The organism is Streptomyces sichuanensis, from assembly GCF_020328095.1.
Lineage (GTDB): Bacteria > Actinomycetota > Actinomycetes > Streptomycetales > Streptomycetaceae > Streptomyces > Streptomyces cinnamoneus.
Genome location: NZ_JAIXMK010000102.1, coordinates 18,564 through 40,448 on the forward strand (window position 1 = coordinate 18,564; position 21,885 = coordinate 40,448).

Below are 21,885 nucleotides of genomic sequence, written 5' to 3' on the forward strand. Positions count from 1 at the left end.
ACAAGGCCGCTCGCCGGTCGGCGCGGCCCCTTTGCGCCCCCTGTGCCCCTCCTTTTCCGGTTTTCCAGAAATCCCCGCGGGCGCCCGCGCGGGGGGATCACGGGCTTTTCCCTTCACCCCAGAGTGGGGCAAACCGGAAGGAAAAGGAATATCGCGTCGAGCGATCGCAGTGCACGACGGTAGCCTGGAGGGGTGATTGACCTTCGCCTGCTCCGTGAGGACCCCGACCGTGTGCGCGCCTCCCAGCGCGCCCGTGGAGAGGACGTCGACGTCGTCGACGCACTGCTCTCCGCCGACGAGCGGCGCAGGTCGTCGAGCGTCCGCTTCGACGAGCTCCGCTCCGAGCAGAAGGCGCTCGGCAAGCTCATCCCCAAGGCCGCCGGCGACGAGAAGGCCGCGCTGCTGAAGAAGGCCGGCGAGCTCTCCGCCGCCGTCAAGGCCGCCGACGCCGAGCAGGACGAGGCCGCCGAGGAGGCCCAGCGCCTGCTGCTGCAGATCGGCAACCTCGTCCACCCGGACGTGCCGCGCGGCGGCGAGGACGACTTCGTCGTCCTGGAGACCGTCGGCACCCGCCGCGACTTCGCCGCCGAGGGCTTCGAGCCCAAGGACCACCTGGAGCTCGGCCAGGCGCTCGGCGCGATCGACGTCGAGCGCGGCGCCAAGGTCTCCGGCTCGCGCTTCTACTACCTGACGGGCGTCGGCGCGCTGCTGGAGCTCGCCCTCGTCAACGCCGCCATCGCCCAGGCCACCGCCGCCGGCTTCACGCCGATGCTCACCCCCGCGCTGGTCAAGCCGCGCGCCATGGAGGGCACCGGATTCCTCGGCCAGGCCGCGCAGGACGTCTACCACCTCGACAACGACGACCTCTACCTCGTCGGCACGTCCGAGGTCCCCCTCGCCGCGTACCACATGGACGAGATCATCGAGGCGGACCAGCTGCCGCTGCGCTACGCCGGTTTCTCCCCGTGCTTCCGCCGTGAGGCCGGAACGTACGGCAAGGACACCCGCGGCATCTTCCGCGTGCACCAGTTCGACAAGGTCGAGATGTTCTCGTACGTCGCGCCGGAGGAGGCCGACGCCGAGCACGCGCGCCTGCTGGAGTGGGAGAAGCAGTGGCTGACCAGCCTTGAGCTGCCCTTCCAGGTCATCGACACGGCCACCGGCGACCTGGGCGCCTCGGCCTCGCGCAAGTTCGACTGCGAGGCGTGGATCCCCACCCAGGGCAAGTACCGCGAGCTGACCTCCACGTCCAACTGCAACGAGTTCCAGGCCCGCCGCCTGTCCGTCCGCATGCGCGACGGCAAGAACGTCCGCCCGCTGGCGACGCTCAACGGCACGCTGTGCGCCGTGCCGCGCACGATCGTGGCGCTGCTGGAGAACCACCAGCAGGCCGACGGCTCCGTGCGCGTGCCCGAGGCGCTCCGCCCGTACCTGGGCGGCCGCGAGCTGCTGGAGCCCCTCGCCAAGTGAGTGACGACGCCGCAGACGGATCCGCTCCGCTGCCGTACCGGCTGATCGCGACCGATCTCGACGGCACGCTGCTGCGCTCCGACGACACCGTCTCGGAGCGCACCCGCGCCGCCCTGCAGCTGGCCACGGCGGCGGGGGCGGCGCACATCGTCGTCACCGGCCGGACCGTCGCCTGGACCCGGCACGTCCTGGACGCCCTGGACTACCGCGGCCTCGCCGTCTGCGGCCAGGGCGCGCAGGTCTACCACGCGGGCGAGCACCGGCTGCTGACGTCGGTGACGCTGGACCGGCAGCTGGCCGGGCTGGCGCTCGCCAAGATCGAGGCCGAGACCGGCCCGCTGTACCTCGCCGCCAGCCGTGACGGCATGGACGGCGACGTCCTGGTCGGCCCCGGGTACCACGTCCAGGAGGGGCCGCTGCCCGCCGTCCCGATCACGGATCCGGAAGAGATCTGGTCGGCGCCCCTGAACAAGCTCTACATCCAGCACCCGCGGCTCGACGACGACGCCCTGGCCGAGGTCGCGCGTGCGGTCGCGGGCGGTCTGGTGGGCGTCACGATGGCGGGTGCCGGCATAGTCGAGCTGCTGCCGCTGGGCCTGAGCAAGGCCACCGGCCTGTCGCTCGCGGCGCGCCGGCTGGGCGTCAAGGCGGCCGGGACGATCGCCTTCGGCGACATGCCCAACGACGTTCCGATGTTCGGCTGGGCCGGGCACGGCGTCGCGATGGCCAACGCGCACGCGGAGCTGAAGGCCGTGGCGGACGAGGTGACGGCCTCTAACGACGAGGACGGCATCGCGGTCGTCCTGGAGCGCCTCTTCCGCCCAGCCGCCGTCTGACGGCCTCGGGCACAGCCGCGGGCACCGCGCGCCGGGCCCGCCGCCCGTCCCAGTCCCACTCCGGCCGGCCGCGCGTCAGCGGCCGGCACGCCAGGCCCAGGGCCAGCGCGATCGCGTGCCCGACGTCGGTGTACGTGCCGCCGGTCAGCAGCGGCACGGCGAAGAACAGCACCGTCCCCGCCAGGTAGCACCAGCGCCAGGGCCGCGGCACGCGGTAGGTGAGGACACCGGCGGAGCCGGCGAGTCCGTACGAGACCCCTATGTCGACCACGTGCTTCATCGAACGCGGCGCCGAGTGGCTCTGGATGGCCAGCAACAGCACCTCCTGGCTGATCAGCGTCGCCGCGATGTGCGCGGCCGCCACCGTGGCCAGCCAGCGCAGGGTGCCGATCCAGCGCTCCACGTTGGCGTGGAAGAGCTCGAAGAGCACGACGTAGAGCAGGAACGAGGACGGGTTCGCGATCCAGAAGCCGCTGATGAGCAGCGACTGCATCGGGTGCTTGTTGAGCTCGTGGATGTTGCTGCTGGTGCGGTGCAGCAGGAAGCTCTCCAGGCCCTCGCTGGCGGAGGCGATGACGAGGCTGGTGATCCCGATGATCAGCAGCCAGATGTGAGTGCCGGGCGAGGAACGGACCCAGGAGCGGATCCGCAGACGTATCGCGTCGACTGTCACCCTTCGACGGTAGCCCGGCGCCCGGGCCACAGCCCGGGGAACGGCGGAGCCGACGGCCTTGCCGGCCGGACGGCGCTGTCCGTTGGACGGGCCCGGCCCTTGGACGGCCCGGCCCGTTCGACGACCCTGCCAGTTGTAGGACAACCAGTTGTAGGATGACTGGGCAACCGGTTGGATCGGCATCGTCGGAGGACGCATGGCACTGCGAGCTGCGGGACGCCAGTCCCTCGTGGACACCGTCGTGGAACAGCTGCGCACCCAGGTCGCCGCGGGCGAGTGGGCCGTCGGCGAGCGCATCCCGACCGAGCACGCGCTCGCCGAGCAGCTGCAGGTGGGACGCAACACCGTCCGCGAGGCCGTCCGCGTGCTCGTGCACGCCGGGATGCTGCGTTCCAGGCAGGGCGAGGGCACCTTCGTCGTCTCCACGGCCGACCCCGGCGAGATCATGCGCGGTCTGCAGCGCGCCGGAGTGCGCGACGTCCTGGAGCTGCGCATCGCGCTGGAGGCGGAGGCCGCCCGGCTGGCGGCGCACCGGCACGAGCCCGCCGACCTGGAGCGGATGCGGGCCGCACTGGACGCGCAGAGGGCGTTCGAGGACGCCGAGGGCCAGCCGGATTCCGGCAACCTGGAGCTGTACGCCGATCACGACGTCGAGTTCCACCGGGCCGTCGTGGAGGCCGCGCACAACACCGCGCTGACGGCCACCTACGCCTGGTTCAGCAGCTCCGTCCGCGAGGCGCTGGTCACCGCGCTCGGCGACCGCGACATGCCCCGCATCATCCACGGCGACCACCACGCGCTCATGGACGCGATCGCCTCCGGTGACCCCGAGGCGGCCGGCCGGGCCGCCCGGGTGCTGCTGGAGCGCCCCAAGCAGGCCGTCGAGTCGCTGCTCGCCGAACACTGACCGGCCCGGAGCGCGCCGGAGCGACGACCACCTCACCGCACCCCCCTTTGGAGAGCACCCCCATGCCGGAAACGAGGCCGGACACACCCGTCATAGCCGCCGAGCAGCCCCTCACGGGCGCCGAGGCGAAGCCGGCGCCCGCTCCCGCGGGCGCCGCCGGGCGCCGCGCGCACCCCGCCCTGGTGATGCTCGGCATCGTCCTCGCCTCGCTCAACATGCGGGCCGCGCTCGCCGGCGTCTCTCCCCTGATGGGCGAGATCGGCGACCACTTCCACCTGGCGGCCGCGGCGAGCAGCCTGGTGACGACCATTCCGCTGGTCTTCATGGGCCTCGGCTCGATCGTCGCGCCCCGGCTCGCCCGGCGCTGGGGGACGGAGGCCGTGCTGTGCGGCGCGCTCGTCCTGCTGGCCGCCGGCATCCTGCTGCGCGTCACTCCCCCCGTCGTGGCCCTCTTCGTCGGCTGCGCGCTCGTCGGAACGGCGATCGCCCTGCTCAACGTGCTGATGCCCGGCCTGGTGAAGCGGGACTTCCCGGACCGCGCCGCGAGCATGACGGCGCTGTACTCCACCACCTTGATCCTCGGCGCCACGGGCGCGGCGGCCACCTCCGTCCCGCTGGAGAACGCCCTCGGCGGCTGGCAGGGCTCCCTCGCCTCCTGGGCGCTGCTGGCGGTCGTCGCGGCGCTCGTGTGGCTCCCGCAGGCCGCCGTCGCCCGCCGCGGCGCCGGGCAGGGGCCGGCGGCCGCGACGCCGCGCCCGGTCTCCGAGGCGCGTACGTCCCTCACGCGGTCCCCGCTGGCGTGGCAGGTCACGCTGCTGATGGGCACCCAGTCGCTCATCGCCTACGTGTGCATCGCCTGGATGCCGACGGTCTTCACCGACCACGGCATGAGCAAGAGCCAGGCCGGCATGGTCTACGCGTTCTACACGCTGGTGCAGATGGCCGGTTCGTTCGTCGTGCCGATGCTCGCCGGGCGCATGAGCGACCAACGGCCGCTGGCCGTCGCCGTGGTCGCCCTCATGGCGGCCGGCGTCACGGGGCTGCTGATCGCCCCGGTGGCGGGCGCCTGGGTCTGGGCGACGCTCATGGGCGTGGCCCAGGGCGGTCTCCTCGGCCTCGCGCTGACGCTGATGGTGCTGCGCACCCGCGATGCCCACACGGCGGCCCGGCTCTCGGGCATGGCCCAGACCTGGGGCTATCTCCTCGCCTCCGTCGGCCCGTTCGCGATCGGCGCGGTGCACCAGGCGACCGGCGACTGGACGCTGCCCGTCGCCCTGCTGCTCGTCGCCTGCACGGCGCTGCTCTTCCTGGGGCTGGGCGCCGGGCGCAATCGCAAGATCTGACGCGTTGGAGGGGTGAGACGGCACGCCCGTGCCGTAGGAGGAGACGCCCCGTGCACAGTGCAGCCCGGATCACGGTCCCGGCCGGTCTCGTCGACAACCACGCCACCATGCCGGAGGGCGAGGGCGGCCCGGAGTGGGTCGCCGGTCTGCCGGAGCTGGCCGCGGACCTCCTCGACCGGTGGGGGCTGAAGGCCGACGGGCCCGCGGCGCACGGCGCGGTGGCGCTCGTCCTGCCCGTGCTGCGCGAGGACGGCTCGCCGGCCGCGCTGAAGCTGCAGCCGGTCACCGGCGAGAGCGCGGGCGAGCCGCACGCCCTGCGCGCGTGGGGCGGCGCGGGGGCGGTCCGTCTCCTCGACGAGGACGCGGAGACCGGCACGATGCTGCTGGAGCGGCTGGACGCCGGGCGCTCGCTGAGGGACGTCCCGGACGCCGAGGCCGCGCTGCTGGCCCTCAGCGAGCTGCTGGGGCGGCTGCAGCAGGCCCCGCCGCCGGCCGGCATGCGCCGGCTGGCGGACGTGGCGGCGGCGATGCTCGCCGAGGTGCCGGACGCGCTGCCGCGGCTGGCCGATCCCGGGGAACGCCGGCTGCTGGCCTCGTGCGCGGCGGCCGTGAGGGACGTCGTCGGCGAGGCCGGCGACCGGCTGCTGCACTGGGACCTGCACTACGAGAACGTGCTGGCGTCGCTGCCGGGGGCCGGCCGTGAGCCGTGGCTGGCGATCGATCCCAAACCGCTGGCCGGCGACCCGGCCTTCGACCTGCTGCCGGCGATCGGCAACCGCTGGGAGGAGGTCGTGGCGACGGGCGACGTGGCGCGGGCGGTGCGGCGCCGGTTCGACCTGATGACCGACGTCCTCGGCCTGGACCGGCAGCGCGCGGTGTGCTGGACGCTGGGACGGGTCCTGCAGAACTGCCTGTGGGACATCGAGGACGGGGAGCCCGCGCTGCAGCCGGAACAGATGGCGATCGCGCGGGCCCTCTCCTAGGGCGTGTGCCCGATGGGCCGGTGCGGGCCTACTCCTCCCCGGCGAGCGTCAGCGCGCGCAGCCTGCGGGCCGCGAACCAGGTGGCGGCCACGGTGGCACCGGTCAGGAGCGTGAGCCCCAGCGGCAGGCCCACGTCCGCCGTGACCGCTCCTGCCCCCGCGGTCTTCTCGGCCAGGGCCAGGGACCACTGCTGCACGCTCAGCGTCCGCGCACCGGGGATGAGGCTGCCGAACAGCGACTCCCACACCAGGGCGTAGACGAGCCCGGCGACGACCGCGTGGCGCGTGACCGTGCCCAGCAGCAGGAAGATCGCGCTGTAGGCGACCGAGGCCACCGTGGCGGCCAGGGCGTAGGCCACGGCGATCTGCTGGCTGTTGCCGTTGAGCAGGAAGCCCGCGATGAGGGTGGGCACCGCCGAGAAGGCGACGGTGACGCCTATGGCGACGACGAGCTTGGTGAGGATGATCGTGGGGCGCTTGACGGGCTTGGCCAGGAGGTAGACCACCGAGCCGTCGTCGATCTCCGGGCCGATCGCGCCCGTACCGGCGATGACGCCGATGAGCGGCACCATCGTGGCGAGGGCGAAGCCCCCCAGGACGCTCGTGGCCGTGTTGTCGTCGGCTCCGGTCAGCATGCGGACGGCGGCCGAGATCACGAGCAGCAGGGCCGGCAGCACGAAGAGGATGAGGGCCCGGCGGCGGCCGAGGAGGCCGCGGTAGGTCAGCCGGGCGACAGTGGGGTTGTACATGGGCTGTGACCGCTCCCTTCAGGCCGCGACGAGGTAGGAGAAGACCGATTCCAGGGACTCGTCCGAGGGCGAGACCGTCAGGAGCCGGATGCCGTGCGCGCGGGCGACGCACGGCAGGAGTTCGGTGAAGCGGCCGAAGTCGACGGCCTGGATGCGCAGGACGCCTTCCCGGACGTCCACTTCGATGCCGGAGGTCGAGGGATCGGCGATCAGCGCGGCGGCGAGCGCGCGGTCGTCGCTGGACCGTACGGCGTAGCGGTGCGGGCGGTCCGTCATCAGGCGGCGGATCTTGCGGAAGTCGCCGGAGGCGGCGTGCCGTCCGGCGACGACCACCTCGATGTGGGCGGCCAGTTGCTCGACCTCCTCCAGGATGTGGGAGGAGAACAGCACGGTGCGGCCGTCGGCGCCCATGGCCCGCAGCAGGTCCATCAGCTGCATGCGCTGGCGCGGGTCCATGCCGTTGAACGGCTCGTCCAGCAGGAGCACGGACGGCTCGTGGACGAGGGCGGACGCCATCTTCACGCGCTGCCGCATGCCCTTGCTGTACGTGTCGATCCGGCGGTCCTGCGCGTACTCCATCTCGACCGTGGCGAGGGCCCGTTGGGCCTCGCGGTCGCCGAGGCCGTGCAGCTCGGCGTTGGCCCGGACGAACTCCCGGCCGGTCAGGAAGTCGTACATCGCCTCGCGCTCGGGAACGATGCCGATGTGGCGGTAGATCTGCTCGTTGCGCCAGATGGTCTGGCCGTCGAGGGTCACCGTGCCGGCGGAGGGGGCGAGGAAGCCGCCCATCATGTTGATGAGCGTGGACTTGCCGGCGCCGTTGGGGCCGAGCAGGCCGGTGACGCCGGGCGCCACCGTCATGGAGACGTCGTTGACGGCGACCACGTTGCCGAACCAGCGGGAGACGTTGTCGATGCGGATGGTGGTCACAGCCCGGCCTTTCGGTAGCGGCGCATCAGCAGCCCGTAGGAGCCGGCGATCAGGGCGAGGACGACCAGGAGGTAGACCGCGCCCGTGGCGGCACCGGGGCCGTTGCCGCCGGGGAAGGAGGTGGTGGCCGACAGGAACGCCGTCTGCACGCCGTCGATCAAGGTGATTGGCGAGAAGAGGCCCAGCCACTCGATGGCCGTGGAGTTGTCGCTGTGGAGCGCGATGCTCTGGATGGTGCTGACCGCCCCGTAGGGGATGGTCAGGACGGCGATGACGGCGGCGACGCCGAAGCCGCGGCGCGGGGTGAGCGCGGCGACGACCAGGCCGATGCCGGCGAAGAGGAGGGAGAGCAGGGCCACCGAGACCAGCCCCTGGGCGAAGCCTTCGGTCTGTTCGGTGAAGTCCATCTTGGCGAGCAGCGCGCCGACGTAGAGGATCAGCAGCGGCGTGGCGGTGAGGACGAACAGGGCCGAGGCCATGGCGGCGAACTTGGCCACCACGTAGTCGACCCGCTCGATCGGGCGGGAGAAGTACAGCGGCACGGTCTTGAACCGCAGGTCCCGGGAGACCGACTGCGGCGCCTGGGCGGCGACGTAGAGGCCGATGACCAGCTGCAGCCACAGGGCGTAGCGGGTGTAGTCCACGGGCAGCTCGTTGAGCTTGGTGCTGACGGCGACCGCCACGACGATCGCGGCCGGCAGGCACATCACACCGAAGAGGATCATCGGCAGCACCTTGGACTTGGCCGAGCGGCCCAGGCCGTAGGCGCCGCGCAGGCTCTGGGAGTACAGCGAGCGGCGGGCGTAGCCGCGGCCGAGGCGGGGGCCGTCGTACGTGCGGTAGCCGATGTTGTGGATGACGTCCTGGGCGGGCTGCGGCCGGCCGGGCGCCGCCGGGGTCCTGGTCTCAGGCGGCATCGGACGTGCCTCCGTTCTGCTGCTCGTGGCGGGGGCCGGGCGTCTTGCGCCATCCGGCGCCCCAGGCGGTCTGGGGGGCGGGCTCGCCGCCGCTCCCGTCGTCGTCGCGGAAGACCTCGGCGATGCGGTGCCGGCGCTGCTCCATGCGGACCAGGCCGAGGCCGAGGTCGGCGACGGCGTCGCGGACGACGTCGTACGTCCCCTCGTCGACCAGGTCGACCAGGAGCACGGGGCCGGCGGCGGGGGAGCCGTCGGCGGCCCGGCCGGCGGGCCGGCTCACCAGGCCCGCGCCGGTGAGGGCGGCGAGCAGGGCCGCCGTGCCGTCCGGGTGGGCGTCGGAGTCGGTGACCTCCACCGCGAGGGAGCCCGTGACCTGGGTGAACTCGTCGGTGGAGGAGGAGCGCAGCAGCTTGCCGCCGTCGATGACGACGACGTGGTCGCAGGTGCGCTCCAGCTCGCCGAGCAGGTGCGAGGTGACCAGCACCGAAATGCCGAAGTCGGTGTGCACGCGCCGGATCAGGCCCAGCATCTCGTCCCGGCCGACCGGGTCGAGGCCGTTGGTCGGCTCGTCCAGCAGCACCAGCTGGGGGTCGTGGACGAGGGCCTGCGCCAGCTTCACCCGCTGCTTCATGCCCGTGGAGTAGCCGCCCATGGGGCGGTACCGCTCCTCGTACAGACCCACGTGCCGCAGCGTGTCGGCGGTCCGCTCGCGGGCGGCCGTGGGCGGCAGGCCGGACATCCGCGCCATGTGGACGACGAACTCCGTCGCCGACACGTCGGGCGGCAGGCAGTCGTGCTCCGGCATGTAGCCGACCCGCTCGCGGATCTCGGCGCCCCGGGTGGCCACGTCGAGGCCGAGGACCTCGGCGCGGCCCTCGGTGGCCGGGGAGAGCCCGAGCAGGATTTTGATCAGCGTCGACTTGCCGGCTCCGTTCGCCCCCACCAGCCCGGTCACTCCCGGAGTGATGTCGACGGAGAGCCGGTCGAGGGCGGTCACCCGGGGGAACCGCTTGCTGAGGCTTTCGGTGGCGATCACAGTCACGTAGTCGACGGTAGTGGCGTGGGCCACAGACGTCGTCAGACCAGATGCCGGTTTGTGCGTAGTCCTCGGGTCTGATGCGCCCGTAGGGGCCACCCCCTGCGACGGGTGGGGAGGTTTTCCACAGGCGCGCCGTGACCCTTGACGCAGCCTCCGGTCATTGTCACATTCGTTGGTGTCAACGTGCGGGCGAGACGGCCGGTTTGGCGTGCGTCGGCAGGTGCGGGTGCGGCTTCGGACGGGGTCGGAGGGCGGCATGGCAGGGCGGTTCGACGAGGAGCTGCGCGGTTTCCGGGAGGTGCAGCGGCTGGCGTACGCGTGCGCGGAGGCGGTGGCCGCGCAGCTCCGGCCGGGGGTGACCGAGCGGGCGGCGGCCCGCATGCAGCGGGAGTGGCTGCGCGAGCGCGGAGTGCGGGACTGGTTCCACTTGCCGTTCGCGTGGTTCGGTGACCGCACGGCCTTCGCGGGGTTCCGGGTGCCGCTGCAGTTCTTCCCCACCGGGCGCCGGCTGGAGCCGGGCATGCCGTTCATCCTCGACCTGGCCCCGGTGCACCGCGGCTTCACCGCCGACGTCGGCTACGCCGGCTGCCTGGGCTCCGACCCGCTGCACGAGCGGATGCTCGCCGACCTGGGCGCACACCGCGACCTGGTGCTGCGCGAGGTGCGCGAGCGCCGGCCGTTGCGGGAGATCTACGAGGACGTGGACCGGCTCATGGTCCGCCAGGGCTACGCCAACCGGCACCGCGCCTATCCCTTCGGAGTGATAGCGCACAAGGTGGACCGGGTCCGTGAGCGCCGCTGGTCCCCTCATCTGTTCGGGTTCGGGGTGCAGTCCCTGAAGGGGCTCGCGGCGGACGCCCTGCACGGCCACCGCGAGGGCTGGTCGCCGCTGTGGAGCCCGTACCGCTTCTCCGACCATCCGCCCCGGCCGGGGCTGTGGGCGGTCGAGCCGCACCTGGGCTTCCGGGGCACCGGCGTGAAGTTCGAGGAGCTTCTGGTGGTCACCGACTCGCGGGACCCGCAGGAGAGCGCGTTCTGGCTGGACGACGATCTGCCGCACGTGCGGCGCCGACGGGACGAGAGGGCGGTCGCATGAACGGGCAGGGCAGAGGGATCGACGGCGCGCGCGAGCGGCGCGTGCGCTCGGACGGGGTCGAGCTGTGCGTCGTCGAGCTCGGCGACGCCACGGACCCCACGGTGGTGCTGGTGCACGGCTATCCGGACAGCAAGGAGGTCTGGTACGACGTCGCCCGGCGGCTGCGCGACCGCTTCCACGTGGTGCTCTACGACGTGCGCGGCCACGGCGGCTCCACGGCTCCCGTGCCGCTGCGCGGCGGGTTCACGCTGGAGAAGCTCACCGACGACTTCCTGGCGGTCGCCGACGCGGTGAGCCCCGACGCCCCGGTGCATCTGGTCGGCCACGACTGGGGCTCGGTGCAGGGCTGGGAGTTCGTCACGGTGGCCCGCACCGAGGGCCGGGTGGCCTCCTTCACCTCCGTCTCCGGCCCCTCCCTGGACCACTTCGGGCACTGGATCAAGGACCGCATGGCCCGGCCCACCCCGCGCCGGGTGGCCCAGCTCCTCGGGCAGGGGGCCCGGTCCTGGTATGTGGGCGCCCTGCACGTGCCCGCGCTGCCCGAGGCGGCGTGGCGCGGGCCGCTGGGCAGGCGGTGGCCGCGGATGCTGGAGCGCGCGGAGCGGCTGCCGGCCGGCAGCCACCCGTCCGGCTCACTGGCGGACGACGCCGCGCACGGCGCCTGGCTGTACCGCGACAACGTCCGTGCACGGCTGCGCGACCCGCGCACCGACGCCTACGCCCACGTGCCGGTCCAGTTGGTGACCCCGACCGGCGACGCGTTCCTCTCCGAGCGGCTCTACGACGACCTCGGGCGGTGGGCGCCCCGGCTGGTGCGCCGCACGCTGGCCGCCAAGCACTGGGTGCCGCGCACCCGCCCCGACCAGATGGCCTCCTGGATCGCGGAGTTCGTCACCGCCCAGGAGACGGCCCGGCGATCCGGTGCGCCCGCCCGGCCGCCGGCGGGCACGGGTCCGTACGCCCGGCACTTCGGCGGACGGCTGGTGCTGGTGACGGGCGCGGCGAGCGGCATCGGGCGGGCCACCGCGTTCGCCTTCGCCGAGGCCGGGGCCCGGGTCGTCGCCGTCGACCGGGACGCCGCGGGCGCGGCCCGTACGGCGGAGCTGGCCCGGCTGACCGGGGCGCAGGAGGCGTGGGCCGAGTGCTGCGACGTCTCGGACGAGCAGGCGATGGAGAAGCTGGCCGCCAAAGTCGCCGCCGAGTACGGCGTGGTGGACGTGCTGGTCAACAACGCCGGCATCGGTCTGGGCGGCACGTTCATGGACACCACGGCCGAGGAGTGGCGTGCCGTTCTCGACGTCAATCTGTGGGGCGTCATCCACGGCTGCCGGGCCTTCGGCCGGCAGATGGCGGAGCGCGGTCAGGGCGGCCACATCGTCAACACCACCTCGGCGGCCGCCTTCCAGCCGTCAAAGTCGCTGACCGCCTACAGCACGTCCAAGGCGGCGGTGCTGATGCTGACCGAGTGCCTGCGCGCCGAGCTGGCGGGCAAGGGCATCGGGGTCAGCGCGATCTGCCCGGGCATCGTCAACACCGGCATCGTCGCCGCCACCCGCTTCGCGGGCCTGTCCGAGGAGGAGCAGCGGCGGCACCGGGAGAAGGTGGGCCGGGCGTACGCGAAGCGCAACTACCCGCCGGAGAAGGTCGCCGAGTCCGTCCTGCGCGCCGTCATCCACGACCGGGCCGTCCTGCCGGTGGCCCCCGAGGCACACGTCCTGCGCTTCGTCTCCCGCTTCGCGCCCCGGCTCGGGCGCGCCATCGCGCGGATCGACCCCCCGCTGTAGAGGAGACCCACGATGAGAGACAGCCACCCCCACCGCATAGCCCCGCGGCGGGTGTCGTTCGACTGGCACGGCACCCCGATGCACTGGATACCGGACGAGCCCACCGCCACCCACGTCATCAACGTGCTGCACCTGCTGCTCCCGGCCGGCGAGCGGTGGTTCGTCAAGGTCTTCAAGGAGGCCCTGCCGCTGGTGCGTGACGAAGCGCTACTCAAGGACGTCAAGGGCTTCATGGGCCAGGAGGCGACGCACAGCGTGCAGCACGCGCATGTGCTGGACCACCTCGCCGCGCAGGGCCTGGACACCGGCCCGTACACCCGGCAGGTGGACTTCCTCTTCGACGTCCTGCTGGGCGAGAAGCCCCCGTTCGGCCTGCCCGTCCCGGAGCGGGAGTGGCTCCGCTTCCGCCTCTCCGTGATCGCCGCGGTCGAGCAGTTCACGGCGGTCCTGGGCGACTGGGTGCTGCACGCCGAGGCCCTCGACCGCGCCGGCTGCGACCCGGTGATGCTCGACCTGCTGCGCTGGCACGGCGCCGAGGAGGTCGAACACCGCTCGGTGGCCTTCGACATGTACGAGCACTGCGGCGGCGAGGACCCCGCGCGCTACGCCCGCCGCCTGCTGGGCATGGCGATCACCGCTCCGGTGCTGCTGTACCTGTGGTCGTGGGGCAGCGCCTATCTGATGCGGCACGACCCGCAGTCGGCGGGCCGCTCGCGCTACTCCCTGGGGGAGCACAAGCGAGCTGTCGCGAAAGGCTTGTTGCCGACCTGGGGGCAGCTGGGCTCGGCCGTTCCGCGCTACCTGCGGCGGTCGTACCATCCCTCCCAGGAGGGTTCGCTGCGCAAGGCCGTCGCCTATCTGGCGAGCTCGCCGGCTGCCCGGGCCGCGGCGGGCGCAATCGGCCGCGCGGCCGCCTCCTGAGGCGATGAGGATCCTCGCCATGCCCGACTCCGGCCCCGCCCCGGCCGCCGGCCGTCTGCCGCCGGCCGAGTACCGCATCGAGGACCTGGCCCACCGCAGCGGTGCCACGGTCCGCACGATCCGCGCCTACCAGGACCGCGGGCTGCTGCCCCGGCCCGAGCGGCGCGGCCGCGCCAACGTCTACGGGGACGCCCATCTGGCCCGCCTCCGCCAGATCTCCGGCCTCCTCGACCGGGGCTACACCCTGGCCAGCATCAAGGAGCTGCTGGACGCCTGGGACACCGGCCGCGGGCTCGGCGGGGTGCTGGGGCTGGCGGTCGAGGTGGACGGACCGTGGACGGACGAGGAGTCCGGCCGGATCACCCGCGCCGAGCTGGACGCGCGCTTCGGCGGCGAACGGAACGACCGGGCCGTCGAGGAGGCGGTGGAGCTGGGCGTCCTGGTGCGGCTGCCGTCCTCGCCCGACGCGTTCCTCGTGCCCAGCCCCCAGGAGCTGGCCGTGGCCGCCGAGCTCCACGCCGCCGGGGTCCCGCTCACCGCCATCTCCGGGCACCTGCGCGAGCTGCGCACCCAGGTCGAGCACATCGCGGGCCGCTTCCTCGACTTCACCACCGAGCACGTCTTCCACCCGTACCTCGGCCATCCCCCCACCGACGAGGAGGCAGCACAGGCCGCCGCCCTGGTACGCCGCCTGCGCCCCCTGGCCCAGCAAACGGTGGACGCCGAACTGGCCCGCGCCATGCACACCCTGGCAACGCGCCACCTACGCGACCACCTCCCCCAGCCGCCCCCGGCCGGCTCGGCCGAGCCCCCTGGCGAGGATGCGGGCGACAGCCTGGCCGAGGGGGCGGGCGATGGCCTTGCCGAGGCCCCCGACGAGGGCCGTGCCGACGGCCCTGCTGTGGACCCCGGCGAGGGCCCTGCCGTCGACCCTGCTGTGGACCCCGGCGAGGGCCCTGCCGACGGCTCTGACGACCGCCCCAGCGACGGCTGCGGCAACAGCCCCGGGCCCGTGCCGGGCGCTGCCACGGACCCCTCTGCGGCGACCACCGAGGAGGTGCGCCTGCCCGCCGCGGTCGTCCGGGCGGTCCGGGAGCTGGTCGGCCCCGAGAACGCGGGAGCGTTCATCGCGGCCGCCGCCGAGCGCGAAGTCCGCGCCCGCGTGATGGACGGCCTCCTCCCGCCCCGGTGAGACACGGGCCGCCGAGCGGCGGAGCCGTAGACACCGCGGCCCTCCGGGCCGCGGCACGTGCAGCATGTCCGCCGTAGCGACCGGCAGCAGGCAGTAGAGGGCAAGCCACCGCCCCCCGGCCGGCACCCCACCCGCCGCCTCAGGCGAGCTGCGCGAGGCCCTCCGTGGCGATCTTTTCGAAAACGGCGACGTCGGCCTCGAACATCGAGTCGGTGATCGGCCAGTGCACGACGATCTCCTCGATGCCCGCCTCCGCGTGCGCTCCGGCGAAGTCGACGAAGGCGTCGAAGGACTCCAGCGGCCGGTCCGGCGTGAAGCCCGTCAGCATCACCTTGCGGAGCTCCGCCACGTCCCGGCCGGCCTTGGCGCACACCTCCCCGAGGCGCTCGATCTGCCCGGCGACGGCGGCCAGAGACTGCTCCGGCGTGCCCGTCTCGTAGAGCTTCGGGTCGCCGGTGGTCACCCATGCCTGCCCGTGGCGGGCGGCGAGCCGCATGCCGCGCGGGCCCGTCGCGGCCACCGCGAAGGGCAGCCGGGGGCGCTGCACGCAGCCGGGAATGTTGCGCACCTCGGTCGCCGAGTAGTGCTCGCCGTCGTGGGAGACCACGTCCTCGGTGAGCAGCCGGTCCAGCAGGGGCACGAACTCCGCGAAGCGGTCGGCGCGCTCGCGCGGCGTCCACGCCTCCTCGCCGCTCGCCCGCAGCGCGGTGGCGTCGAAGCCGGAGCCGCCGGCACCGATGCCGAGCGTGATCCGCCCGCCGGAGATGTCGTCGAGGGAGATGAGCTCCTTGGCGAGCGTCACCGGGTGGCGGAAGTTCGGCGAGGTGACCAGCGTGCCCAGCCGCATGCGGGACGTCACGCCGGCCGCCGCCGTCAGGGTCGGTATCGCGCCGAACCACGGGCCGTCCCGGAAGGTGCGCCAGGACAGGTGGTCGTAGGTGTAAGCGGTGTCGAAGCCCAGCTCCTCGGCACGCTGCCAGGAGTCGCGGCCGCCCTCGGCCCAGCGGCGGTCGGGAAGGATCACGGTGCTCAGTCGCATGCCACCGAGCCTAGGCGCTGGCCCCGGCGGACGGGCGCACGGGGCTTTCCGGCCGTACGTTCGTACGCCTGCCCGGGTGCGTGGACGAGAATGGGGCCGTGACTTCAGCTACCGAGCCCGACACCCCGGCCGCAGGCCGGACCGCAGCTGTTCCCCGGCTGATCGCCACCGACCTCGACGGCACCCTGCTGCACGACGACAAGACGGTCTCCGACCGCACCGTCGCCGCGCTGGCCGCGGCGGAGGCGGCGGGCATCGAGGTCTTCTTCGTCACCGGCCGCCCGGTCCGCTGGATGGACGTCGTCCGCGACCACGTGCAGGGCCACGGCCTGGCGATCTGTGCCAACGGCGCCGTCGTCGTCGACCTGCACGACGGCGGCCGCTGCGTCGAGGTCCGCCCGCTGGAGTCCGCCGCCGCCCTCGCCATCATCCGCGCCGTGCGCGCCGCGGCCCCCGGCGCCTCCTTCGCCCTGGAACGCACCTCGCGCTTCGACTACGAACCGCACTATCCGCCGTTCCAGCTGGACCCGGACGCCCGGATAGCCCCCGCCGAGGAGCTCCTGGCGGCGGGGGACGGCCAGGGCGACCCGATCATCAAGCTGCTCGCCTTCCACCCCGAGCTGGCCCCGGACGAGTTCCTGGACCTGGCCCGCATGGCGGGCGGCCGGCACGGCTCGTTCACCCGTTCCAGCCCGACCGCCCTGCTGGAGATCAGCGGGCCGGGCGTCAGCAAGGCCAGCACTCTGGCGCGCTGCTGCGCCGAGCGCGGTATCGCGCCCGAGGAGGTCGTGGCGTTCGGGGACATGCCCAACGACCTGGAGATGCTCACCTGGGCGGGCACCTCGTACGCCATGGCCAACGCCCATCCCGAGGTGCTGGCGGCCACCACCCACCGCACGGCCGCGAACACCGAGGACGGCGTGGCGGCGGTCATCGAGCAGCTCCTGCACGGCCTGCCCTAGGCGCCCCGGCGCCCGGCAGGGCGTGCGCCTACAGAAGGACGCCGCGCGCCCGCAGCCACGCCACCGGTTCGACGGCCGACCCGAACTCCGCCGACTTGCGGATCTCGAAGTGCAGGTGCGGCCCGGTGGAGTTCCCGGTGGTCCCGGACAGCCCGATCCACTCGCCCGCGCGCACCTGCCGGCCCGCCCCGAGCAGCGGCGCCGCCAGATGGGCGTACTGCGAGAACCAGCCGCCCTCGTGCCGGACCACCATGCTGATGCCGAACGGCCCCCCGCAGCCGGTGGAGACGATCGTCCCGCTGCCCACCGAGCGCACGGGCGTCCCGGTGGGAACGGCGAAGTCCTGACCGGTGTGCCCGCCCGCCCAATGCGCCCCGGTGCCGCCGAAGCGTGCGGTCAGCTCGTACGTCAGCAGGGGGCGGGTGAAGCCGCTGGGGGAGATCGCGGCCGCCCGGTCCGCGCCGTTCTGGTTGTCCTGGAGCTCGCCCTGCAGGCCGTCGAGGTCGACGGGGGTGCAACGGCCGTTGCGGACGGCCGCGGCCGCCAGGCTGTTCAGCTCGCCACGGGCCCGGCTCAGCCGTTCCTCCAGCAATTTCTTCTCCGCGCGCAGCTGGGTGACGTCGGCGTCGAGGGCCTGCCAGGAGGCGGAGGTCGACATCTGGTCGGCAGCCAGGGCCCGGCTCCTGTTGTCGGCCTCGATCACCATGCGGGCCAGCCGCTCCCGCCGGTCGGAGTCGTTGGCCTGCAGCTCCAGCAGGGCCAGCGGCTCGGCGGCGGCCGCGAGGCTGCCCGGGGCGGTGAAGCCGCCGGTGCGGTACTGCGCCCGGGCCACGGTGCCGGCGTCCTCGTGCAGGACGGCCGCCAGTATCCGTTCTCCGTGCAGTTGCCGCGCCAGCTGGTCGGCCCGCTTCCTCTGGTCCTTCGCCACGCGCAGCCCGCGCTCGTAGCGGTGGTGGACCCATCCCGTCTGCCACGCCAGCCGGAGCACCTCGGCGCTGAGGCGTGCCAGCCGCTCCTGTGCGTGCCCGGCGGGGGGCGCGGCGGATGGCAACGGCGCCACCGCCACGCACAGGGCGCACAGCAGCGCACCGCCGTGCCGGTGCACGGGGCGGGTCCGCAGGTTCCGCAGGGTCCGCAGGCTCCGGTGGGTCCGGCGGTACGAACGATACGACCATCGCATGGTGGCGATCTTGGCGTGAGCGCATGCCGGGCGCGCCCACAGAAGACCGTTCGGAGGAATGCGCGCATCTATAGGGCGACACGTACCTCTACAAGGACGCACCCGCACGGACGCACCGTCACCGACGCGTGCACAGCGGCGGGTACGCGCGTACGGACGCACCGTCACCACCGGCACGCTCTGCCTCGCACGGACATGCCGTCAGAAACGCGTGCGACGCGCCCCGCCGGTGCGCTCCTACAGGGGCGCTTCCCAGATCACCTTCGTGCCGCCCCCGTCGTCGCCCAGCCCCGGCCCGTACGAGCTGGAGCCGCCCAGTGACTCGGCACGCTTGGCGAGGTTGCGCAGTCCGCTGCGCCGGCCGCCCTCCGGGATGCCCACGCCGTCGTCCGCGACCGTCAGGCGCACCGCCTCGCGCCCGTCCGGCAGGGCGGCGGTGGCGTCGACCAGGACCTCGATGCGGGACGCCCGTGCGTGCCGGAAGGCGTTGGAGAGGGCCTCCCGCAGGGCGGCGATGAGGTTCTTGCCGGTGAGCTCGCCGACCTTCGCGTCGACCGGTCCGAGGAAGGTCGCGGAGGGCTGGAACCCGAGCGGTACGGCCGCCGTGCCCAGCTCCCGCAGCACGCGCGTCCGCAGCCCGGCCGGCGCCTCCGTGGGCTCCTGCTGCAGGGCGAAGATGGCGGTGCGGATCTCCTGGATGGTCACGTCCAGTTCGTCGACCGCCTGGCCGACCTTCGTGGAGACCTCGGGCACGACGGCCAGCCGCTGGGCGCTCTCCAGCAGCAGCCCGGTGGCGAACAGCCGCTGGATGACCAGGTCGTGCAGGTCGCGGGCGATCCGGTCGCGGTCCTCGAAGACGGCGAGCCGTTCGCGGTCGCGCTGTGCCTCCGCCAGGACGAGCGCGAGGGCAGCCTGCGCGGCGAACTGCGTCGCCAGCGTGCGCTCGGTGGCGGTGTACTTGCGCGCGCCACGGCCCCGCGGGGTCGCGAGGGTGCCGAGCACGCGGTCGCCGCTCTTGAGCGGCAGCAGCATGCTCGGCCCGAAGCGGGGCGCCACCTCGGTGATCATGCGCGGGTCGGTGGCCGAGTCGTCGATGAAGACGGGCTCCCCCTCCAGCAGCTGCGAGACGACGGGGCTGTGCGGCGGTATCACCGTCCCGAGCAGCCCGGCGGGGTCCTCGGCGGAGACCGCCACCATCTCCAGGCCGCCCTCGCCGTCGGGCAGCAGGACGATCCCGGCGGCCGAATCGGCCAGTCTGCGCGCCTGTTCGGCGACGACGGACAGGGCGTCCTCGGCGTCGCTGCCCGACAGCAGGGCCGTCGTGACGGCCACCGAACCGTCGATCCAGCGCATGCGCTGACGACGTTCGTCGTGCACGCGCGCGTTGCCGATCGCGATGCCCGCCTCCGTGGCGAGGATCTTCACCATGTGCAGGTCCGCGAGGTCGAACGGGCCGCCACTGCGCTTCTCCGTCAGATAGAGGTTGCCGAAGATCTCGCCTGCGACGCGGATGGGGACGCCGAGGGCGTGCTGGCCGTCGGGAAAGGCGGCGATGTGCTCGTACTGGTCCTGCGTGACTCCGTAGGTGACGAAGTCCGACAACCCCTCACCCCCGGCGTCGATGACGCCGATGGCGGCGTACCGGGCGTCGGCAAGTTCGGCGGCGGTGCGGGCGATCCGGTCGAGGGTGGTGTGGAGGTCCAGGCCGGTGCCGACCGAGCGCATGGCCTCCAGCAGCTGCGGCACGCGTCCGGTCAGCTCGGTGGACAGGCCCTGGAGGCTGCGGGTGGCCTCCGTGGCGACGTCCAGCGAGTCCGGGAGGGCGGCCCCGCCGCCCGTGCCCGTACTGCCCCGCGGGACGTCGTCCCGGGGGTCGGAGGATCCTGTGGTCGACGCCATGACAGGAAGCCTAATAAGTACCATTTGCCAGGGAAAGCGCCTTACGGCTGGTGTCCGTGCCGTCTCCGGCGGCCGCGGCACCCGCCGCAGGCTCGCCGGCCTCCCCCTGCCCGGGCTCGCCGGCCTCGCGCTCCAGCATCCGCCGGAACGGCCCCTCGGCGCCCGCCAGATCCTCGTACGCCCCCCGCTGCACCACGCGCCCCCTCTCCAGCACCACGACCTCGTCCACCGCGGCCAGCCCCGCCAGCCGGTGGGTGATCAGTACGGTCGTACGGCCCCGCGTCGCCGACAGCAGGTCCGCGGTCAGGGCGTCGGCGGTGGCCAGGTCGAGGTGCTCGGCGGGCTCGTCCAGCACCAGCACGGGGAAGTCCGCGAGCAGCGCCCGCGCCAGCGCCAGCCGCTGCCGCTGACCGCCCGACATGCGCGCCCCGTGCTCGCCGACCAGCGTGTCCAGGGCCTGCGGCAGGCCCTCCACCCACTCCAGCAGCCGCGCGGCCGCCAGCGCGGCGCGCAGCTCGTCGTCGCTCGCGTCCGGACGGGCGAGGCGCAGGTTCTCGCGCAGCGAGCTGTCGAAGACGTGCGCGTCCTGCGCGCACAGTCCCACCAGCCGCCGCACCGCGTCCCCGTCCATCGCGACGGCGTCCCGGCCGCCCAGCGTGTACGAGCCGGCCTCGGCGTCCAGGAAGCGCAGCAGGACCTGCGCCAGGGTCGTCTTGCCCGACCCGGACGGGCCGACCACGGCGATCCGCCGGCCCGCCGTCAGCTCCAGCGCGAGGTCCTCCAGAGCGGGTGCGTCCTGCCCCGGGTGCCGTGCCGTGAGTCCGGCCAGGCGCAGCGGGAACGGCGACGGCGGGGCCGGTTCCGTCCCGTCGCGCACGGGCAGGGGGGCGTCCAGCACCTCGTGCACCCGCTCCGCGGAGCGCCGCACGCGCTGGCGGTACTGCACCGCGAGCGGCAGCCCCATGACGGCCTCGAACGCCGCCAGGGGGACGAGGACGACCACGGCGAGCCAGACGCCGCCGAGGCGGCCGTCGTGCACGGCCTGTACGCCCGCCCAGGCCGCGCCGGTCACCGTCAGGCCGCAGGCCAGGGCCGACAGGCCGGCGCCGAGCGCGGCGGCGGCGCCGGCGCGGCGGGCGATGCGGGTCAGGGCGGCGTCCGCGCGACGCAACCGGGCGAGCCTGGCCGGCAGGGCACCCGCGACGGTCAGCTCGGCCGTGCCGGCCAGCAGCTCGACCACATGGGTGGACAACTCGCCCCGGGCGGGAGCCAGCTGCCGCTCCGCGCGCCGGGCGACCGCGCCCGACAGGGCGGGCACGGCCAGCCCGGCGACCAGCAGCCCGGCGGCGAGCACCGCGCCCGCCTCCGGCAGCAGCCACGCGGTGAACGCCACGGAGGCCACGCCGACCGTCACCGCCGAACCGACCGGCAGCAGCCAGCGCAGGAAGTAGTCCTGCAAGGCGTCGACGTCCGCGACCAGGCGGGTGAGCAGGTCGCCGCGCCGGGTGTCGCGCAGGCCCGCGGGGGCGAGGCGCTCCAGGCGCCGGTAGACCGAGACCCGCAGCCCCGCCAGCACCCGCAGGACCGCGTCGTGCGAGACGAGGCGTTCGGCGTACCGGAAGACGGAACGGCCGATGCCGAAGGCACGGGTGGCGGTGACGGCCACCATCAGATAGAGCACGGGCGGCTGTTGGGAGGCGCGCGAGATCAGCCACCCGGAGACCGCCATCAGACCGACGGCACTCCCGAGGGCGAGGGCCCCCAGCAGCAGGGCCAGCCCGAACCGCCCCCACAACGGCCGCCCGGCCCGACAAACCCGCGCCAGGGCACCCCTGCCCGCAGCACGCTCCTCCCCGCCGGGCCGCGGCGCGGGCGCCACGGGGGCGCCACCGGCCGGTGCGGGCGCCACGGGGGCATCCTCACCGGCCCGCGTGGGCATCGCGGGGGCGGCGCCACCGGCCGGTGC

The 21,885-nt window shown here is 73.8% G+C and carries 19 protein-coding genes; 10 read left to right on the top strand and 9 right to left on the bottom strand.

What is annotated here, in order from left to right; genetic code table 11:
* Positions 1-192 precede the first annotated feature (192 nt).
* Positions 193-1,470 (top strand): serine--tRNA ligase, encoded by a 1,278-nt coding sequence (serS, locus tag LE181_RS24665; RefSeq protein WP_225663682.1) that lies wholly within the window; start codon positions 193-195, stop codon positions 1,468-1,470.
* Positions 1,467-2,306 (top strand): HAD family hydrolase, encoded by an 840-nt coding sequence (locus LE181_RS24670; RefSeq protein WP_225663683.1) that lies wholly within the window; start codon positions 1,467-1,469, stop codon positions 2,304-2,306. Before serS ends, LE181_RS24670 begins: the two co-directional genes overlap by 4 nt.
* On the opposite strand, the gene LE181_RS24675 is transcribed toward LE181_RS24670, so the two are convergent.
* On the bottom strand, positions 2,245-2,979 hold the full coding sequence (locus LE181_RS24675) for a rhomboid-like protein (protein ID WP_225663684.1): 735 nt from the start codon (positions 2,977-2,979) through the stop codon (positions 2,245-2,247). The genes LE181_RS24670 and LE181_RS24675 overlap by 62 nt on opposite strands.
* Positions 2,980-3,175: 196 nt before the next feature.
* Between LE181_RS24675 and LE181_RS24680 the strand changes: the two genes are divergently transcribed.
* The 3 genes from LE181_RS24680 (at position 3,176) to LE181_RS24690 (ending at position 6,212) form a co-directional block, all read left to right on the top strand.
* Complete coding sequence (locus LE181_RS24680) at positions 3,176-3,886, top strand: FadR/GntR family transcriptional regulator (RefSeq protein ID WP_225663685.1); 711 nt, start codon at positions 3,176-3,178, stop codon at positions 3,884-3,886.
* 62 nt (positions 3,887-3,948) lie between these two features.
* A complete protein-coding gene (locus tag LE181_RS24685) occupies positions 3,949-5,229 on the top strand; it encodes a CynX/NimT family MFS transporter (protein ID WP_225663686.1) in 1,281 nt (426 codons plus the stop codon).
* A 50-nt stretch (positions 5,230-5,279) separates the two neighbouring features.
* Positions 5,280-6,212, top strand: coding sequence for an aminoglycoside phosphotransferase family protein (locus tag LE181_RS24690; RefSeq protein WP_225663687.1), 933 nt, complete (start codon positions 5,280-5,282; stop codon positions 6,210-6,212).
* 28 nt (positions 6,213-6,240) lie between these two features.
* Here LE181_RS24690 and LE181_RS24695 read toward each other — a convergent pair whose 3' ends face one another.
* Genes LE181_RS24695 through LE181_RS24710 form a run of 4 tightly spaced genes read right to left on the bottom strand, consistent with a single transcriptional unit; the run spans position 6,241 to position 9,876 of the window.
* Positions 6,241-6,960 carry an ABC transporter permease gene (locus LE181_RS24695; protein ID WP_225663688.1) on the bottom strand — a complete coding sequence of 240 codons (720 nt, stop codon included), beginning with the start codon at positions 6,958-6,960 and terminating at the stop codon, positions 6,241-6,243.
* An 18-nt stretch (positions 6,961-6,978) separates the two neighbouring features.
* Positions 6,979-7,890: an ABC transporter ATP-binding protein gene (locus tag LE181_RS24700; RefSeq protein WP_225663689.1), complete on the bottom strand. Its 912-nt coding sequence runs from the start codon at positions 7,888-7,890 to the stop codon at positions 6,979-6,981.
* Positions 7,887-8,807, bottom strand: a complete 921-nt coding sequence (locus LE181_RS24705; protein WP_225663690.1) for an ABC transporter permease — start codon at positions 8,805-8,807, stop codon at positions 7,887-7,889. Before LE181_RS24705 ends, LE181_RS24700 begins: the two co-directional genes overlap by 4 nt.
* A complete protein-coding gene (locus LE181_RS24710) occupies positions 8,797-9,876 on the bottom strand; it encodes an ABC transporter ATP-binding protein (RefSeq protein WP_225663691.1) in 1,080 nt (359 codons plus the stop codon). The genes LE181_RS24705 and LE181_RS24710 overlap by 11 nt, the downstream gene beginning before the upstream one ends.
* Positions 9,877-10,102: 226 nt before the next feature.
* Between LE181_RS24710 and LE181_RS24715 the strand changes: the two genes are divergently transcribed.
* The 4 genes from LE181_RS24715 to LE181_RS24730 are packed head-to-tail and all read left to right on the top strand — an operon-like array spanning position 10,103 to position 14,839.
* On the top strand, positions 10,103-10,942 hold the full coding sequence (locus tag LE181_RS24715) for a M24 family metallopeptidase (RefSeq protein ID WP_225663692.1): 840 nt from the start codon (positions 10,103-10,105) through the stop codon (positions 10,940-10,942).
* Positions 10,939-12,726 (top strand): SDR family oxidoreductase, encoded by a 1,788-nt coding sequence (locus tag LE181_RS24720; RefSeq protein ID WP_225663693.1) that lies wholly within the window; start codon positions 10,939-10,941, stop codon positions 12,724-12,726. Before LE181_RS24715 ends, LE181_RS24720 begins: the two co-directional genes overlap by 4 nt.
* A 12-nt stretch (positions 12,727-12,738) precedes the next feature.
* Entirely contained in the window at positions 12,739-13,647 is a 909-nt protein-coding gene (locus LE181_RS24725) for a metal-dependent hydrolase (RefSeq protein ID WP_225663694.1), read from the top strand.
* A 19-nt stretch (positions 13,648-13,666) separates the two neighbouring features.
* Positions 13,667-14,839 carry a MerR family transcriptional regulator gene (locus LE181_RS24730; RefSeq protein ID WP_225663695.1) on the top strand — a complete coding sequence of 391 codons (1,173 nt, stop codon included), beginning with the start codon at positions 13,667-13,669 and terminating at the stop codon, positions 14,837-14,839.
* A 139-nt stretch (positions 14,840-14,978) separates the two neighbouring features.
* On the opposite strand, the gene LE181_RS24735 is transcribed toward LE181_RS24730, so the two are convergent.
* Positions 14,979-15,878, bottom strand: coding sequence for an LLM class flavin-dependent oxidoreductase (locus tag LE181_RS24735; protein ID WP_225663696.1), 900 nt, complete (start codon positions 15,876-15,878; stop codon positions 14,979-14,981).
* A gap of 98 nt (positions 15,879-15,976) precedes the next feature.
* On the opposite strand from LE181_RS24735, the gene LE181_RS24740 reads away from it, so the two are divergent.
* Positions 15,977-16,840, top strand: a complete 864-nt coding sequence (locus tag LE181_RS24740) for an HAD family hydrolase (RefSeq protein ID WP_225663697.1) — start codon at positions 15,977-15,979, stop codon at positions 16,838-16,840.
* Positions 16,841-16,868: 28 nt separating this feature from the next.
* Here LE181_RS24740 and LE181_RS24745 read toward each other — a convergent pair whose 3' ends face one another.
* The 3 genes from LE181_RS24745 to cydC form a co-directional block, all read right to left on the bottom strand.
* A complete protein-coding gene (locus tag LE181_RS24745; RefSeq protein ID WP_225663698.1) occupies positions 16,869-18,020 on the bottom strand; it encodes a M23 family metallopeptidase in 1,152 nt (383 codons plus the stop codon).
* 237 nt (positions 18,021-18,257) lie between these two features.
* A complete protein-coding gene (locus LE181_RS24750; RefSeq protein WP_372458487.1) occupies positions 18,258-19,919 on the bottom strand; it encodes a sensor histidine kinase in 1,662 nt (553 codons plus the stop codon).
* A gap of 10 nt (positions 19,920-19,929) precedes the next feature.
* A partial coding sequence (cydC, locus tag LE181_RS24755) for a thiol reductant ABC exporter subunit CydC (RefSeq protein ID WP_225663699.1) occupies positions 19,930-21,885 on the bottom strand: 1,956 nt, incomplete at its 5' end.